This window comes from Sphaerospermopsis sp. LEGE 00249, assembly GCF_014299995.1.
Classification (GTDB): Bacteria; Cyanobacteriota; Cyanobacteriia; order Cyanobacteriales; family Nostocaceae; genus Sphaerospermopsis; species Sphaerospermopsis kisseleviana.
The window spans coordinates 1-17,752 of sequence record NZ_JACJUZ010000090.1 but is presented as its reverse complement, the minus strand read 5'-3'; the positions used below and the strand labels follow the sequence as shown (position 1 = coordinate 17,752).

14 protein-coding genes are annotated in these 17,752 nt (G+C 36.8%); 12 read left to right on the top strand and 2 right to left on the bottom strand.

From position 1 onward, the window contains the following. Positions 1 to 106 precede the first annotated feature (106 nt). The 5 genes from lgt to rlmN all read left to right on the top strand — a co-directional run bounded on the left by lgt (position 107) and on the right by rlmN (position 9,689). Positions 107 to 985 (top strand): prolipoprotein diacylglyceryl transferase, encoded by an 879-nt coding sequence (gene lgt, locus H5968_RS22135; protein ID WP_187041686.1) that lies wholly within the window; start codon positions 107 to 109, stop codon positions 983 to 985. 519 nt (positions 986 to 1,504) lie between these two features. Then, on the top strand, positions 1,505 to 2,314 hold the full coding sequence (gene cobM / locus H5968_RS22130; protein WP_187041685.1) for a precorrin-4 C(11)-methyltransferase: 810 nt from the start codon (positions 1,505 to 1,507) through the stop codon (positions 2,312 to 2,314). Positions 2,315 to 2,461: 147 nt separating this feature from the next. Beyond that, a complete protein-coding gene (locus tag H5968_RS22125; RefSeq protein WP_187041684.1) occupies positions 2,462 to 2,815 on the top strand; it encodes a phenylpyruvate tautomerase MIF-related protein in 354 nt (117 codons plus the stop codon). A gap of 184 nt (positions 2,816 to 2,999) precedes the next feature. Then, complete coding sequence (locus tag H5968_RS22120; RefSeq protein WP_187041683.1) at positions 3,000 to 8,420, top strand: ATP-binding sensor histidine kinase; 5,421 nt, start codon at positions 3,000 to 3,002, stop codon at positions 8,418 to 8,420. 183 nt (positions 8,421 to 8,603) lie between these two features. Further along, entirely contained in the window at positions 8,604 to 9,689 is a 1,086-nt protein-coding gene (rlmN, locus tag H5968_RS22115) for a 23S rRNA (adenine(2503)-C(2))-methyltransferase RlmN (RefSeq protein WP_187041682.1), read from the top strand. Positions 9,690 to 9,762: 73 nt separating this feature from the next. Here rlmN and H5968_RS22110 read toward each other — a convergent pair whose 3' ends face one another. Next, positions 9,763 to 9,942 (bottom strand): replication restart DNA helicase PriA, encoded by a 180-nt coding sequence (locus H5968_RS22110; protein ID WP_096565283.1) that lies wholly within the window; start codon positions 9,940 to 9,942, stop codon positions 9,763 to 9,765. Between the two features lie 1,122 nt (positions 9,943 to 11,064). Between H5968_RS22110 and H5968_RS25275 the strand changes: the two genes are divergently transcribed. The 3 genes from H5968_RS25275 (at position 11,065) to H5968_RS22095 (ending at position 14,668) form a co-directional block, all read left to right on the top strand. Beyond that, positions 11,065 to 11,406: a hypothetical protein gene (locus H5968_RS25275; protein WP_222620769.1), complete on the top strand. Its 342-nt coding sequence runs from the start codon at positions 11,065 to 11,067 to the stop codon at positions 11,404 to 11,406. Beyond that, complete coding sequence (locus H5968_RS22100; RefSeq protein ID WP_187041681.1) at positions 11,378 to 13,300, top strand: serine/threonine phosphatase; 1,923 nt, start codon at positions 11,378 to 11,380, stop codon at positions 13,298 to 13,300. Before H5968_RS25275 ends, H5968_RS22100 begins: the two co-directional genes overlap by 29 nt. Before the next feature lie 129 nt (positions 13,301 to 13,429). After that, entirely contained in the window at positions 13,430 to 14,668 is a 1,239-nt protein-coding gene (locus tag H5968_RS22095; protein ID WP_187041680.1) for a protein kinase, read from the top strand. 85 nt (positions 14,669 to 14,753) lie between these two features. Here the strand turns inward: H5968_RS22095 and H5968_RS22090 are convergent, their stop codons facing one another. Further along, positions 14,754 to 14,972, bottom strand: a complete 219-nt coding sequence (locus tag H5968_RS22090; RefSeq protein ID WP_096565289.1) for a DUF4327 family protein — start codon at positions 14,970 to 14,972, stop codon at positions 14,754 to 14,756. A gap of 292 nt (positions 14,973 to 15,264) precedes the next feature. On the opposite strand from H5968_RS22090, the gene H5968_RS22085 reads away from it, so the two are divergent. From H5968_RS22085 to H5968_RS26225, 4 genes are all read left to right on the top strand, one after another. Continuing rightward, entirely contained in the window at positions 15,265 to 15,672 is a 408-nt protein-coding gene (locus tag H5968_RS22085) for a tetratricopeptide repeat protein (protein ID WP_187041679.1), read from the top strand. A gap of 171 nt (positions 15,673 to 15,843) precedes the next feature. After that, complete coding sequence (locus H5968_RS22080; RefSeq protein WP_187041678.1) at positions 15,844 to 16,689, top strand: Uma2 family endonuclease; 846 nt, start codon at positions 15,844 to 15,846, stop codon at positions 16,687 to 16,689. Positions 16,690 to 16,846: 157 nt separating this feature from the next. Then, positions 16,847 to 17,605, top strand: a complete 759-nt coding sequence (locus H5968_RS22075; protein ID WP_096565296.1) for a Uma2 family endonuclease — start codon at positions 16,847 to 16,849, stop codon at positions 17,603 to 17,605. 77 nt (positions 17,606 to 17,682) lie between these two features. Continuing rightward, positions 17,683 to 17,752 (top strand): IS630 transposase-related protein (locus tag H5968_RS26225; protein WP_222620568.1); only part of this gene is annotated, 70 nt, incomplete at its 3' end.

Here is a 17,752-nt window from a genome sequence, read left to right as displayed (position 1 = left end):
CCCCAGTCCCCAGTCCCCAGTCCCCAGTCACCAGTCACCAGTCCAGCTTATGATGTTGAGGTCGAGAAAATAGCAGTAGTCAATCAACTTTTTTAGGTAATTTTGCATGGCACTGGATTTTTTTGCTTTGCTCTTGGGATTTCAATTTACTTCTCCAGGACCAATTATATTTGAACTTGGTCCAGTGATTATTCGCTGGTATGGCTTGTTGATTGCCTCAGCCGTGTTAATTGGCGTTAGTCTTTCGCAATATCTGGCAAAGCGTCGTCATGTTAATCCTGAGTTAATTAGTGATTTGTCGATTTGGCTGGTAATTGGGGCTATTCCCGCAGCTAGGCTATATTATGTTTTATTTCAATGGTCAGAATATTCCCAGCATCCAGAGAGGATTATAGCCATTTGGCAGGGAGGTATTGCCATTCATGGAGCAATTATTGGTGGTGTCATAGCGGCATTAATCTTTGCCAAACTCAAAAAGATATCTTTTTGGCAATTAGCAGATTTAGTAGCGCCTTCGCTGATTTTAGGGCAAGCGATTGGACGTTGGGGTAATTTTTTCAATTCTGAAGCTTTTGGCAGACCAACGGATTTACCCTGGAAGCTGTATATTCCCTTGGATCATCGTCCCCCCAACTTGGCTAATTTTGAATATTTCCATCCCACTTTTCTATATGAATCTCTGTGGAATTTAATGGTTTTTGCCCTGCTGCTAACTTTATTTTTTCGCGCTTTATCTGGCAAACCACGCCTAAAGGTAGGCACATTATTTCTCGTTTACTGGGTAGCTTACAGCTTAGGACGATTTTGGATTGAAGGCTTACGCACAGATAGCTTGATGCTAGGACCTTTGAGAATTGCACAAATAGTTAGTTTAACGGGCATTTCTTTAGGTTTAGCTGGTTTAGCTTGGCTTTATTTATTCAAACGCCCTTTACCTGATGTTGTTTCTTCCTCTAAAGGTGATGGGGTGACTGGTGATTGGTGATTCTATTTTGGATTTTGGATTTTGGATTTTGGATTGTATTTCATGAATCCAATCTAAAATCTAAAATCTAAAATTCTTCTGACTCCTGACTCCTGACTCCTGTACGGGCGAAGTAGGGGCGAAGCATTCGGAAAATAACCTGTGATAAAAATTGATAATTAGTTGCCCGAATGCTTCGCCCTTACAGGAAAATAACCTGTGATAAAAATTGATAATTAGTTGCCCGAATGCTTCGCCCTTACAGGAAAATAACCTGTGATAAAAATTGATAATTAGTTGCCCGAATGCTTCGCCCTTACAGGAAAATAGCCTGTTCATAAAATTGATAATTGTTCGCCCGAATGCTTCGCCCCTACGACTTCTGACTCCTGCCCAAAAATAAAAAATGCCCCAGAGTTTTCTCTAGGGCTTAACCAGGGTGCATCTACCATATCTCTCTACTAGGCTAGGAGCGTTGATCCGGAAGGGTAGTCAAGAAATGCCAAAAAAATTTTTTTGGGAATAGTTGTGTAGGTTTCTATGAGTGAATGTACGAATGATATGAGTGATGCAAGTTTGATTCCTCCCTTAGAATCAGCGGTGTATATTGTGGGAGCAGGACCAGGAGATCCAGATTTATTAACAGTTAAGGCTCAAAAACTCCTCTCTAGGGCTGATGTAATTTTATTTGCTGATTCTTTAATTCCAGAACAGATTTTAGATATTTGTCGGCAAGATGCCGAGATTATTAAAACGGCGAATAAGACTTTAGAAGAGATTTTACCGATCATGGTGGAAGGGGTGCGATCGCATAAGTCTGTGGTGCGTCTTCATTCTGGTGATCCTAGTCTCTACAGTGCTATCCATGAGCAAATGCAGCTTTTGGCGGAGGCGAATATTCCTTTTGAAGTTATCCCTGGTATTAGTGCTTTTCAAGCTGCGGCCGCTAAACTCAAGATAGAGTTAACAGTGCCTAATTTGGTACAAAGTATTATCCTCACCCGCATCAGTGGACGCACAGAAGTACCAGCCAGAGAGGAATTGGCTAGTTTGGCTGCACATCAAGCTAGTTTGTGTTTATACCTGAGTGCGCGTCATGTTGCCAATGCCCAAGCTCAACTCTTGGAACATTACCCACCACAAACCCAAGTCGCTATTTGCTTTCGTATCGGGTGGCCTGATGAAAAAATCCGGGTTGTTTCTCTTGACAAAATGGCAGAATGTACTCAACAAGAACAATTACTGCGGACTACACTTTATATCATTAGTCCTGCCCTCTTACCAGTAACAAGTCGTTCTCGTTTATACCATCCACAACATAATCATTTGTTTCGTTCATCTCATCACTGAATGCAGAAAACAAAGTAAAATTAGGAGAATCATTGCTACCTTCTCAGGATGGCAATTCTCAAATTTTAATGAAGATTTGAAAATTCATTAAGATTATTCCGGCAATTATTTGGTTTTTTTGTAATTTTAAATTTTGAATTGTTGATTATGCCATTAATCAAAGTCCAAACTTCTGTATCTGCTCCAGAAAAAGCTAAAATTGAGTCCATGCTCAAAGGTTTATCAGCGAAGTTAGCTAAACATACAGGTAAACCTGAATCTTATGTCATGACAGCTTTTGAACCTGAAGTACCCATGACTTTTGCGGGAACTACAGAGCCAGTTTGCTATATTGAAATTAAAAGTGTTGGCACAATGAAACCTGAACAAACTTTAGCTATGAGTCAGGAATTTTGCCAGGAAATTAACTTTTGCTTGGGTGTTCCTAAAAATAGAATTTATATAGAATTTGCTGACGCTAAGGGTTTTATGTGGGGTTGGAATAGTACAACCTTTGGTTAATGTTTTTTAAGCCTTCACCTATCAGCTATCAGCTATCAGCTAATAAATTTCCGATGAAATAGACATCTGGTGACAAATAATCTAGAGATGTTCCATGAAGCGTCTCTACAAAAGTTGTCTAAAGCATTTAGTTGATGTCTAGATAAATAAACCTAACTATTCCCTATTTATCCAATAATGAGTTATGAGCAAGAGTAATATCTCTGCTATCACTATTCCTGGTTATCGCATCACAGAAGTCATTCATGTTAGCACTAGAACGACTGTATATCGTGGTGAGCAAGAAAAGACTCAAACTCCAGTCATCATCAAAACTTTAAACGCACAATATCCCCAATTGCACGAATTGATATCCTTAAAAAATCAGTTCACAATTACCCAAGAAATAGAACATCCGAATATTATCAAATCCTATGTTTTAGAAACTTATGGTAATAGTTATGCTCTGATTTTAGAAGATATTGACGGCATATCTCTTCATCAATATGCTAAGTGGCAACCATTAACATTAGATTGGTTTTTCCATATTTCTATTTCCATTGTTGAGGCGTTAGAATATCTATATCAAAATAAAATTATTCATAAAGATATCAAGCCCAAAAATATTATTATTAATCCACAAACAAAGAAAATTAAACTCATAGATTTTAGTATTTCTTGTCTTTTACCTAAAGAAGTTGCTGAAATTAAAAACCTAAATGTATTAGAAGGAACGCTTCCCTATATGTCACCAGAACAAACGGGAAGAATGAATCGCGGGATAGACTACCGGACTGATTTTTATTCTTTGGGTGTGACATTTTATGAATTACTCACAGGACAATTACCTTTTATGAGTAATAATCCTTTAGAGTTGGTGCATTGTCATCTGGCGAAAACTCCTGAACATCCCAGGGAAATTAATCCCCAAATTCCTGAGATTGTAGCAGATATCATTCTGAAATTAATGGCAAAAACACCAGAGGAAAGATATCAAACAGCCAGGGGAATTAGATATGATTTAGAAATCTGTCAACAAATGTTATTAAATCAAGGTGCAATTTCTCATTTTGATTTAGGACAAAGAGATATAGCCGACAGATTTATAATTTCTGATAAAATTTATGGTAGAGAAAATGAGATTATTACTTTATTGGATGCTTTTGAAAGAGTCAGTAATGGCAATAAAGAATTAATCTTAGTAGCTGGTTTTTCTGGTATTGGTAAAACTGCGGTTATTAATGAAATTCATAAACCTATTATCCGTCAAAAAGGTTATTTTATTTCTGGCAAATATGATCAATTTCAACGCAATATTCCTTTGTCGGCTTTAGTAAAAGCATTGCAGAGTTTATTACAGCAACTTTTAACCGAAAGTACCGACAAGTTACAAGAATGGAAAAATCATATTCTATCCGCACTGGGAGAACAAGGACAAGTTATCATTGATGTCATTCCCGAACTAGAAAATATGATTGGTAAGCAACCTGATGTCCCAGAACTTACAGGTAGTGCTGCTCAAAATCGCTTTAATTTTCTCTTTGGTAAATTTATTCAAATATTTGCCACAAAAGAACATCCATTAGTAATTTTTTTAGATGATTTACAATGGGCTGATGCAGCTTCTTTGAAGTTAATAGAATTATTAATTAGTGAAACAGATACTCAATATTTATTGTTAATTGGTGCATATCGAGATAATGAAGTCTATACTGGACATCCTTTAATAATCACCTTAGATAATATTAGCAAAGCAGATGTTATAGTTAATCAAATAAACCTACAGCCTTTAGATAAATCACACTTAAATCAACTAATAGTAGATACTTTATATTGTCCAGAATCTGAAACAGAATCTCTCACTGAATTACTGTTAATCAAAACCCAAGGAAACCCATTTTTTACTAATCAATTTATGAAATCCATGTATGAGGATGGGTTGATTAGTTTTAATTTTAATCTTGGTTATTGGCAGTGTGATATTTATGCAGCTAAGGCTTTATATCAAAATGATGATATTGTAGAGTTTTTAGGAACGCAAATCAAAAAATTACCAGTTGATACACAAAACATCTTGAAAATTGCAGCTTGTATAGGTAATCAATTTGATTTATATACTTTATCTATCGTCTGTGAAAAATCACAATTAGAAATAGCTACAAATTTATGGAATGCGTTGAGAAAAGGTTTGATTTTACCACAAGATGAACGTTATAAATTTTATGTAAATAATGCAGATAGTATAGATGTTATTTCCTTATCTGCTGCGGAATTAAAATTAAATAATTTGGAAAGACTGACAGTTAAATATAAGTTTCTCCATGACAGAGTACAACAAGCTGCTTATTTCTTGATTCCTGATGCTGAGAAACAAGCAACACACCTGAAAATCGGGAAATTAATTTTAAAAAATACTGATTCTGGGGAACTAGAAGAAAGAATATTTGAAATAGTCAACCAGCTTAATATTAGTGTTGAATTAATTACTAATGAATTAGATAAATATGAATTAGCTAAACTCAACTTAATTGCAGGGCAAAAAGCTAAGTTGTCTACAGCTTATGAAGCCGCTGTGATATATTTAAGAATGGGTTTAGAACTGTTAGCAATAGATAGTTGGCAAAATCAGTATGATTTGACTTTAAATCTTTATGTAGAAGCTGTCGAAGCCGAATTTTTAAACATTAATTTTGATCAAGCACAAACCTATATAAAAATAGTCAAAAACCATGCACATAGTTTACTTGATCAAGTGAAAGTATATGAAGCAGAAATGCAAATATATATGGCTCAGGTACAAATCCAATTAGCCATTGAAACAGGTTTAAATATTACCAATTTGTTGGGAGTTAACTTAGAAAAAGAACCACCAGAAAACTTAAATGTTGATGATTTAATCAATTTACCTGTGATGACTGCACCGGATAAAATTGCAGCGATGCGGATTTTAGCTAACATGACTGCTGCTAGTTATTTTGTTGATCCGGCATTATTTCCAGCAATTATTTTTACAATGATACATTTATCGGTTAAATATGGTAATTGTTCAAGTTCTGCTCATGGGTATGTGAATTATGGTGTAATATTATGTGGATTTTTCTTAGATATTGATACTGGATACCGCTATGGTAAATTGGCTTTGAATTTATTGGATAAATTGGATGCCAAAGAAATCAAATGTAGAGTTTTGGTAATGTGGAATGCTAATATTAATTTTTGGAAAAATCATGTTGAGAAAACAATAGATAGTTTACTGGAATCTATAAATTGTGGTATAGAAGTGGGAGATTTAGAATATGCTGGTTATGCTTCCGCTATGTACAATATAAATATGATATTAAATGGAGAAAATTTAGCATCTATATTTCAGCATCTCGAAACATATATACATTTAATGTGTAATTTCAAGCAAGAGGGAACTGTTCCTGTTCACCAAGTCTGGAAACAGTTTGTGTTGAATTTTTTAGATAGCAATAATATTAAGAAATCGGATTTTAGTGGTAATTCATTTAATGAATCTGTATTATTACCACTTTTATTAGAGACCAACAGCTCTACAACATTGTTTTCTTTGTATTTAGCAAAAAGTATATTTTTTTATTTTTTTAGAAATACTGAAAAATCCCTTGAAAGTGCGGTTCAAGGACAGGAATATTTAAAGTATGTTGTTGGACAAATTACTGTAAGTTACCATAATTTATACTACTCTTTATCTCTGTTGTCTGAATATCAAAATCAATCTATAAGCGAACAAGAAGCAAGTTTAAAAACTGTTTTAGCCAATCAAAAACAAATGCAATTTTGGGCTAATCATGCACCGCAAAACTATCAGCATAAGTATGATTTAGTGGCAGCAGAAATAGCAAGAGTTTTGGGTAATAATTGGCAAGCGATGGAACTCTATGATCAAGCAATTGCTGGAGCAAAGGAAAATAAATATATCCAAGAAGAAGCAATTGCGAATGAATTAGCTGCTCAATTTTATCTGGAATCTGGTAAAATAAAAATTGCTCAAACTTACTTAATAGATGCTTATTATTGTTATGTTAATTGGGGTGCTAAAGCTAAAGTAGAAGATTTAGAAACAACCTATCCTCAGCTACTTATTCCTATTCTCAAGCAAAAAGCAATAGACAGTGAAGAACCTAATTTGATTAGTAAGCTTATATCTGATTCTAGCAATAGCAGTGTATCAGCAATTTTAGATTTAGAAACAGTTACTAAAGCATCTCTAGCCATTTCTTCGGAAATTAAGATAGAAAAATTACTACATACTTTACTGGATGTAATTGTAGAAAATACAGGAGCAAAAAAAGCTGTTTTTATTTTACAGCAAGAAGGCAACTTATTTGTTGTACCACAATATCGAGAAAACCAAAAAGTTGAATTAAACTTTACACAATTCAGTGAGCATCAAAACTTACCATTAAGCGTTATCAATTATGTTTTGAATACTCAAAAAGACATCTTGATTAATGATGCTACTAATGAAAAAACATTTGCTGTTGATCCTTATATTATTAAATATCAACCTAAATCTATTCTCTGCAATCCTATTTTAAATCAAGGTAAAGTTATCGGCATTATCTATTTAGAAAATGATTTAACAGTAGGTGCATTTACCCCGGAAAGACTGAAAGTATTAAAACTTTTATCTTCCCAAGCAGCTATTTCCTTAGAAAATGCCCAACTCTATGGTAAATTAGAAGAAAAAGTTGCCAATAGAACTCAGGAATTAAATGAAAAAAATCTGCACTTAGAAAAAACACTGCGGGAATTACAATTTACACAACTGCAACTCATTCAAACGGAAAAAATGTCTAGTTTAGGACAATTAGTTGCTGGTATTGCCCATGAAATTAATAATCCTGTAAATTTTATCTATGGTAATATTGATCATGCTCAAAGCTATATTGAAGCTTTGATAAATTTGCTCAATCTTTATAAACAAGAGTATCCCCAACCTACATCTTTATTGCAACAAAAGATGGCAGAAATAGATTTAGATTTTTTGATTGTAGACTTACCAAAAATACTCAGTTCAATGTCTGTAGGTGCAGATCGTATCCGCAATATTGTTCTAGGATTACGTAATTTTTCCCGTTTAGATGAATCAGAAATGAAGTTTGTAGATATCCATGAGGGGATTGAAAGTACATTAATGCTGTTGCAACCCCGGTTTAAGGAAAAGTTAGGTTATGGACAAAATATAGTTATTAAAGATTATGGTAAGTTACCTTTAGTTAGCTGTTACGCTTCGCAGCTAAATCAGGTGTTTATGAATATTATCAGTAATGCGATTGATGCTTTATATCAACATGAGCAGAGTTTATCAAAAGCGGCAAAAGAATTGTATTTTAGTCAAATTAACATTAGTACAGCTATCATTAATAATGATTGGGTGAAAATTTCCATTAAAGATAATGCAATGGGAATTAATCCAGAAATTAAACAACGGATATTTGATCCTTTTTTCACAACTAAACCTGTTGGTGAAGGTACAGGTTTAGGTTTATCAATTAGTTATCAAATTATCGTAGACAAACATAGTGGAAGAATAGAGTGCTTGTCTGAACCAGGAATAGGTACAGAATTTATTATTGAAATTCCTATTAATTCAGAGTAATACCCATTCTATGTGAGGTTGCGCTATATTTTCGTAGGGGCAATTCATGAATTGCCCCTACAATGTATAATTTGACAAAAATCTGATTATTGCATCTTCATACAGAAATGGTATAAGAAACCTAACACAAGTTGAGATCATGGGTGTAGGATAGAGATATAGGATCAAATTATGGTTTTTTTTATGTCTGCTACACCCCTGGTATCTCTGGTAAATTCCACTAACTCTACAAACTCTACCACTGCAAACTCTGAACTTGTTTCCCCTCTTCTCGGTGCTTCGGTAGCTGAGTTAACCGCTTGGGTTCAAGAACAAGGACAACCTGGATACCGGGGGAAACAACTACATAATTGGATATATGATAAAGGTGTGCGTAATTTAGCAGATGTTTCTGTATTTCCTAAAAGTTGGCGAGAAAAAGTTATAGATGTTCCTATAGGTCGTTCATCTCTACATTATCGTTCTGTTGCTGCTGATGATACGGTAAAATATCTGTTGAAATTAGCAGATGGAGAAATTATTGAAACTGTTGGTATTCCCAGTGATAAGCGGTTAACGGTTTGTGTTTCTACTCAAGTTGGTTGTCCAATGGCCTGTGATTTTTGTGCGACGGGGAAAGGAGGTTTTAAACGTAATCTGAGTCGTGCAGAAATTGTGGATCAAGTTTTAACTGTACAGGAAGATTTTCAGCAACGGGTGAGTAATGTGGTGTTTATGGGGATGGGTGAACCGTTGTTGAACACAGAAAATGTAATTTTGGCTTTGAAATCTTTAAATCAAGATGTGGGAATAGGAGCGCGATCGCTCACTGTTTCTACTGTAGGTATTCGCGATCGCATTCGTCAATTAGCCGAACACCATTTTCAAATTACCCTCGCTGTCAGTCTTCATGCACCAAACCAAACATTAAGAGAGCAAATTATTCCCAGTGCTAAACCCTACCCCATCGAAGACTTACTCGCAGAATGTCGAGAATATGTAGAAATAACCGGACGCAGAGTAACTTTTGAATATATCCTTTTAGCGGGAGTAAATGACTTACCAGAACACGCTTTAGAATTATCAAAACGTCTGCGCGGTTTTCAAAGTCATGTGAATTTAATTCCTTACAACCCTATCAAGGAAGTAGATTATAAAAGACCAAACCGCGATAGAATACAAGCTTTTGTTAATGTTCTCCAACAACAAAACATTGCTGTGAGTGTCAGATATTCTCGCGGTTTAGAAGCAGACGCAGCTTGTGGACAACTGAGAAGAAATAAAAGGTAATTGGTAATTGGTAATTGGTAATTGGGAAAAATAAAATTGATTACCCAGTCACCAGTCACTAGTCCCCAATCACCTATTTTTTAGCATAAATACCTGGTGCATAAGCCTCAATAACCCTACCAGTGCGAGTGCAGCTAATCATCAGGTAATCACAGGTTGGGCATTGGGTTCTGGTGACTTGACTCTCAGCAATAAAGTGACGTTCAGCTGTACTGCCGCAATTTGGGCAATGAATTTTTTGTAAAACTTGCATTTTAAAACCCCTGGATTAAATAATGTTGGTAAAAATCCGTAACTCTAGCCAGTCAAGATTTATAGCCACAGAGGCGGCTATTTTTTAACAAATTTAACAATTTAAAAATTTCACGTAAGTAGTCGTGCAAAATAAATTTTATATTTGGGAGAGGGAACAGGGAACTATTAACAGGGAACAGATACAGATCAGGAATACAGAGATTTTTGTTTGTGCCAAAAATGTTAAATTAATTTTGCCCAGGTACTTATCCTTATTCATTATCTTAGTCTTCATATTTTTATTCGTCACACTTTAGATATATAAATTTACTTTTCCTGTAACTTTTGTTTTCATTCTTAGTGATCCCCGTACTTTAATCTTTGAGACAAGTATATTTATCCTCTTGTTTTCAAATAGATTGTTTTTGTATTCAACCGCCACAGAAAAAGAAAAACTGTATTTTAAGTCACAAAATATTTTTCTTTAGATTTTGTTAAGCTTTTCGCTGTATAAATTGTATTTCAGATTACATTTATATTCTCGGCTATAGTGGTATTTACTACCTTTATTACCTTTATTAGAGAAAATATCATTACATGACTCAGTGATAATTTAAGCAAAACTTCCAACATGAGATAATACAGTAATCAACTACTTTTGCTAATCTAGAGATTAGTAATGGGTAATGGGTAATGAGAAATGGGTAATTAGTAATAGATATTCTTAATTATTAATTGCCCATTATTTCTTATCATGTAAGACTTTAAGAGTTATCGAATTAGCGAGATTACACCAAAAAATAGCCAATATTACAGCATTTACCAAGTTAGTGAGGTACAGATTTTTTTTATCTTAGGGAATTGGGAATTGGGAATTGGTAACAGTAAATAAATTAGTGTGTACCTCATGAGACTGGGAAACGCTATAGAAAAGATACATTACATAAAATCACGACATATATTAGTATTAGGGGTTGCGGAGAAAGTCTTTTCGTGTTCGCGCAGCGTGACGTAAGTCATGGGAATAGGAGTCAGGAGTCAGAAGGAGAATTAAAGACATTTTTTTATTTCTGTCCGCCCATAAAAGTGCAAGGTTTTTCAGACTCAAGACTCTATAACGAAAGCACCTACCGTCTTTTTTATGAGCCTTTTTGGTTTATTCCGCATCCCCTATATTAGCAAAAACCACCCGGTGATAGGGATAGAGGATTTGACTGTATCCGGGATGTTAGCTAATGGGAAATTATCAAAAGCTATATCAGATATAGGCTTTTATGAATTTAGAAGACAGCTAGTACCGCTTCGCGGAAGTCAAAAGTCAAAAGTCATACTAGAATATAAAACACAACTATATGGCAGTAAGTTAGTAATTGTGGATAGATTTTATCCCAGTAGAGACGTTATATATTTAATAGCTAGAAGCATCTTAGAAGAAAAAGCAAGGAATTTCTACTATGCTCATTTGCCCGCACTGTCAATTTGAAAACCCCAATGACAATAAATTTTGTCAAAGTTGTGGCACGTCTTTAACTTATAAGACTTGCCCTGAATGTGGGGCAGAAGTCCTTTTAAATAATCAATACTGTCACAAGTGTGGTGCAGAATGTGGCACGATTTGGTGGGCAATGATTACCCAAGAAGTACCTGTTGTTGTTTCCGAATTTGGGGAAGAAAAATTAACACCAGATATAGGCAACACAAACACCCGTCTACAATTGGCGGTAGGCTCATTTTTAGATCGGGGACAACGCTATCAATTATTAGAACCTTTACCAGAACCGGAAGTGATGGCGGGTGGTACTGAGTATAAAGTCAAAGTTTTAGATTGCCAACCCTTTCACATTTCACCTATTGAGGCGATGCTGGAACATCAACCACAGGGTTTGATTGTGCCATCGGTGAGTGTAATTGGCATTCCCAGTTTGGCTCAAGCTTATGTGGCATTACAACAGGAAATGTCACCGGGAATACCCATAATTCACGATGCTTGGCAACAAGATAATATGCAGGTGGTACTGATTGAAGACCGTTCCCATTGGCAGTTGTTACTGGAGGCGTGGCAAGATCCAGCCACCCATCCACTACAGATTTTACACTGGTGTTATCAGATGATCCAACTTTGGGAGATACTGAAACCAGTGAATTGTCGTCAAAGTTTGTTGAAGTTATCAAATCTGCGACTAGATGAAGACCAAACACTGGGGTTACAACGGTTGGATCTGGAAACACCTACTAAAAATTTGCCTACTGATGGCGAGCGGCCTTTAACTATCAAGTCTTTGGGAAGGGTTTGGCGCAATTTATGTCTACAGTCTCAACATACTCATATTGCCTCTCTTGTGGAAATTTTGGATGATTTAGAAGCTGGTAAGATTGCCACTGGGGAAGAATTGCGATCGCATTTGGAGGAAATATCCACAGAACTACAATCACCTTCTAACTCTGGTCTTGCTTCTACAGAGACAAAATATACTTCTGCGCTAACTTTGTTGCAAGATGATAATTGTCAGGATGAGGAAAGAAATGAAGATGCACCGACAATTATCTTGCCAATGCAATTAAGGAGTGTGGAAGATGTAGGACGCACTGATGTCGGTCGTCAACGTGATCACAACGAAGATTATTTTGCCATTGAAACCAAGCAGCAAAAGCTGGATGTACCTGGAAATTGCCATTTGCAAGCTAGGGGTTTGTATATTCTCTGTGATGGTATGGGGGGACACGCTGGAGGTGAGGTGGCCAGTGAGTTGGCTGTAACTACTTTGCGAAAATACTTTCAAGAAAAGTGGGTTGGGGAGGAACTACCAACATCTGAAATGATCGAAGCAGCGGTTTTGTTAGCTAATCAAACGATTTATAATCTCAATCAACAAGGACTGCGTTCTGGTGTGGGGCGCATGGGTACAACTTTGGTGATGTTATTGATGCAAAACACTAAGTTAGCAGTTGCCCATCTGGGAGATAGTCGTCTTTATCGCCTCACACGCAAGGGCGGTCTAGAACAAATGACTGTAGACCATGAAGTGGGTCAACGGGAAATTGCTAAAGGATTATCTCCCAGTGTAGCTTATGCTCGTCCAGATGCCTACCAACTGACTCAAGCTTTGGGTCCACGAGATGCCGATTTTGTCCATCCTGATATCAATTTCTTTGAGATTCATGAAGATTGTTTGCTGTTGTTGGTTTCCGATGGGTTATCAGATAATGATTTATTGGAAACTAATTGGCAGACTCACCTCACACCGTTGCTCAGTTCGAGTACAAATTTGGAATCAGGTCTGAGCGACTTGGTTGATCTAGCAAATGAATACAATGGTCACGACAATATTACGGCTCTATTGATTCGGGTTAAGGTTTCTCCGATACAAACAAGCTAACTCATGCTAACTAGCTGTTAACCCTATCGGCAAAGTTGACATAGAATGGAAATGAGGTTGATAGGCCATGTCTTTACAAGTAGTTCTCTTTTCTGATAGATAAATAATTATGAATTATAAATTTTGATTGTGGTAACACTGACCCTGTTAGACACGAAAAATAAAACGCCGCTTAAACAGTGGAGTTTTCAGGGTTCCTCTGTGATTCGCATTGGTCGCGCGGTGGATAATCATGTTGTACTCAATGATAGTTTAGTTTCTCGGTATCATCTGCAACTTCAACAATTGAGTGCTGGCAGCAGCAGTGATGCTTGGCAGGTAATTAGTCAAGGGACAAATGGTACTTTTCTTAATGGTGTTCTGATAACAAAAAGTACGTTATCCGATAATTCTCTTCTGCAACTAGCTCAGGGAGGACCTATACTCAAATTCCAACTTGAGGATATACCGGAACTGACGGTTTCACCTTGGCAACCAATACACCAGGAAATTGAGAAAGTTGCAGTTTCCCATTGCAATCACGAAGGAAATTCCCCAAATAATATATTTTGTGTTCACTGTGGTCAACCGCTAACTGTTATCAAGCGAATTCGCCATTATCAGGTCTTACGCACACTGGGACAGGGTGGTATGGGTACTACTTACCTAGCTTGGGATGCTACAGGTGTAAGTACAGGTGTTTCTCAACTGTTGGTGCTAAAGCAGATGAATGCGGATATGGCTAAAATTGCTAAAGCGCAGGAGTTGTTTGAACGAGAAGCGAAAACTCTGAAATGTCTTAATTATCGAGGAATTCCCAAATATTATGATTTTTTTGCCGAAGATAGTAAAAACTACTTGGCAATGGAGTTAATTCACGGACAGGATTTGGAAAAGCGTGTATATACTACTGGTCCTGTGACTCCTCATCAGGCGATCGCTTGGATGATTCAGACTTGCGATATTTTAGATTATCTCCATAACCAAGATCCACCTCTGATTCACCGGGATATTAAACCTGCTAATTTGATGGTAAGAAATGCTAATAATCAAATTGTGGTGTTGGATTTTGGTGCTGTGAAGGAAATTGGCACTGCACCAGGGACGAGGATCGGCGCTGAAGGTTATTGCGCTCCTGAGCAGGAACGAGGACAACCATTGACACAATCGGATTTGTATGCTGTAGGTCCAACTTTGATTTTTTTACTAACGGGGGAAAATCCTTTAAAGTATTTCCGCCACAAAGGGCGTGGAGGTTGCTTTGATGTGAAAAATGTGCCGACAATTACTCCCCAACTGCGCGAAATTATTGAACGGGTGACGGAAGCTTTACCACGCGATCGCTTTCAAAGTGCCAAGGAGTTGGCTAAGGCTTTGATGGCTTGTTAGTGATTGGGTAATTGGTAATTGGTAATTGGTAATTACGTGAAATTCTTTTCCCAGTCACCAGTCACCAGTCACCAGTCACCAGTCCCTAATCTTCGTCCCAAGTTTCTACTGCTAATAGATCACCAATGGGATCTTGCATACTAAAGCCAAAGTCCAGGAGTTCTTGTTTCCAGTGTTGCCATTCATTGCCGTAGAGGAAGGCAATTTTCCAGATGCTATCGCTGGGCTTGATAATACTGGATTCTACGAGTGATTGCACATTGCGCTGCAATTTCACCATAGGGTGAATCACTTGCTGAGTCATAACCTCGATGTGGTTCAAATTTTATTTGTGTGAATACTTAGTTAAAACTGCTTTCCAGTTGGCATTTTTTACTGGTGCGCGAGTCCTATAGTTTGGCGAAGCTAGTCTTAACTTCTAGAGTATATCATAAATGATTCTGGGAAATTGCTAAAAATTTGGTTTTGTACGGTAATTACGACTAAAGGCAGGAGGCACAGGAGGCTGTGATATTTTCTTGGGGTTTGTGGGTAATCTCATAAATAGGAGAGGAAGATTGCTGTTTTTCTGTGTTTACCGCAGCAAGTATTAATACATGGCTAGTTCTGGTAGTGATTACTTAGAAAAACGTCGTCAGCAAATTGCAAGAAAGCAAAGAATTGTTACATATATTTCTTTATTGGGCTTCGGTGGTTCTATATTGTTTGGGGGGTTTAGTACGATTCAACGGGCTTGGCAACAACCGCAGCAATCGGTGGTTGAATCTGCTGAGACTGGGTTAGAGAAACAAATTAAGGGTTATGAGTTGGTTTTGCAGCGTGAACCTAATAATCAGGTGGCGCTGGAGAAGTTGTCAGTGATGAAGTTACAGATGGGGGATAATCAGGGAGCGATCGCTCTGATGGAACGTTTGGTGAAGTTGCATCCTGATCGGGAGGATTACAAGACTGTGTTGGCGGATGTGAAAAATAGAGCAGAGGGAAATAATCAAGCTGCTAAATAAGTGAGATATTACGCATTTAAATTTTATGAACTAAACAAGTTTAACTATGGTGGGGTGGGCATCCCCGCCCGCCCTAATATTTGCCCTAATATTGAATTGTTTACAATAAACTCAGGTGAATGCCATGTCATAACCTATCCTAGCTAACACAAACCTACACAATGGGAAATTATGGACACTGTGAAACTTGATAAGAAACTTGATCTGCCAACTGATCTACCCACCCAATTACCAGACCATACTCAATTACCCTGTGAAGATGGAACTTTTGTGAAAAATTTTCAAGAACATCCTCAAAGTATTTTATTAACAGAATCTATTTGGTCAAGATTACAGGAAATTCATCCAGATAAACAATTTTGTATAGGTCAAGATAGCGGTATTTATTGGCGTATTACTGAGCCACCACAAAAAGGAGCAGAAGCACCAGATTGGTTTTATGTTCCTGATGTACCGCCAACTTTAAATGGACAAATGCGCCGTTCTTATGTGTTATGGCAAGAATTTGTCGCTCCTTTAATTGTGATTGAATTTGTCTCAGGTAATGGTGCTGAAGAAAGGGATGAAACGCCATATTTAGGTAAATTTTGGGTGTATGAAAAAGCGATTAGAGTACCTTTTTATGGAATTTATGAAGTGCAGAAAGCATCATTGGAATTATATCATTTAGTTGAGGGAAAGTATTATTTAATGTCACCTAATGAAAGGGGTCGTTATCTAATTCAAAAAATGGGTGTAGAGTTGGGTATTTGGCAAGGAACATATAAAAATGTAGAGTTACCTTGGTTAAGATGGTGGGATTTAGATGGTAATTTGTTGTTAACAGGAGAAGAACAAGCAGAACAGGAAAGACAACGGGCTGAACAGGAAAAACAACGGGCTGAACAGGAGAAACAACGGGCTGAACAGGAAAAACAACGGGCTGAACAGGAAAAACAACGGGCTGAACAGGAAAAACAACGTGCGGATAAATTAGCGGCTAAATTGCGACAATTGGGAATAGAATTAGATGAGTAAATAGACTGCTAGAACACCGATGCATTAATCGTAAGGGCGTATAGCATTCGGACAGAATATGAACTGGTTTCAGCAATAGGTTATCACCCGAATGCTTCGCCCCTACTTTGGCGGATATGATTAATCAATAACAGATAAAATAGGAGTGAATAAAATTATGCTCCCATTCACCACAGAAGAAACAATTTCCAACTCAGAAGAACAACTGATTAATTTTCCCACCCAACATGATCTCCCCTGTGATGACGATGACGTTATGGAAACTCTGCGACATAAATATCAAATGGATTTACTTTTGGAAACCATCTACCCTTGGTTAGAAAAACGTCAAGATGGTTTTGCCGCAGGGAATATGTTTGTTTATTTTAGTCCCTACCAAGTTAAAAAATATGATTATAAAGGTCCTGATTTTTTCTGTGTTTTAGATGTATCACAACAGGAAAGAAAAAGCTGGGTAGTTTGGGAAGAAGGAAAAACCCCTGATGTGGTGATAGAGTTATTATCAGAAAGCACTGCTAATTATGATAAAACTAAGAAAAAATTAGTTTATCAAGACCGGATGCGAGTACCGGAGTATTTCTGGTATGATCCTTTTAATCCTGATGATTGGGCGGGTTTTGCTATTGTTGAGGGAGTATATCAACCTCTCACCCGTGATGATAAAAATCGCTATATTAGTAAGAAATTGCAATTAGCTTTAGTGTGTTGGCAAGGTGTGTATAGAGGTGTGGATACGGTTTGGTTACGGTGGGAAACTTTAGATGGTGAGTTGCTGTTAACTGATAAAGAAGTTAGTGAACAAGAAAAACAACGTGCTGAACAGGAAAAACAACGTGCAGATGATGCAGAATTAGAAATAGCAAGGTTAAGGGATTTGTTGAAAAATTCAGGTGTTGATATTAATGGTTTAGAGTAAAAATCAATAGATCCCGGACTTATAGTAGTTTAACTTAAGAATGAGACAAAAAGAGTATAAGATTGAAGAGAGAAGGTATGGGAGTAGAAATCATGGCTTATAGTTTAGATTTAAGACAAAAAGTAATAGATTATATAGAAAATGGTG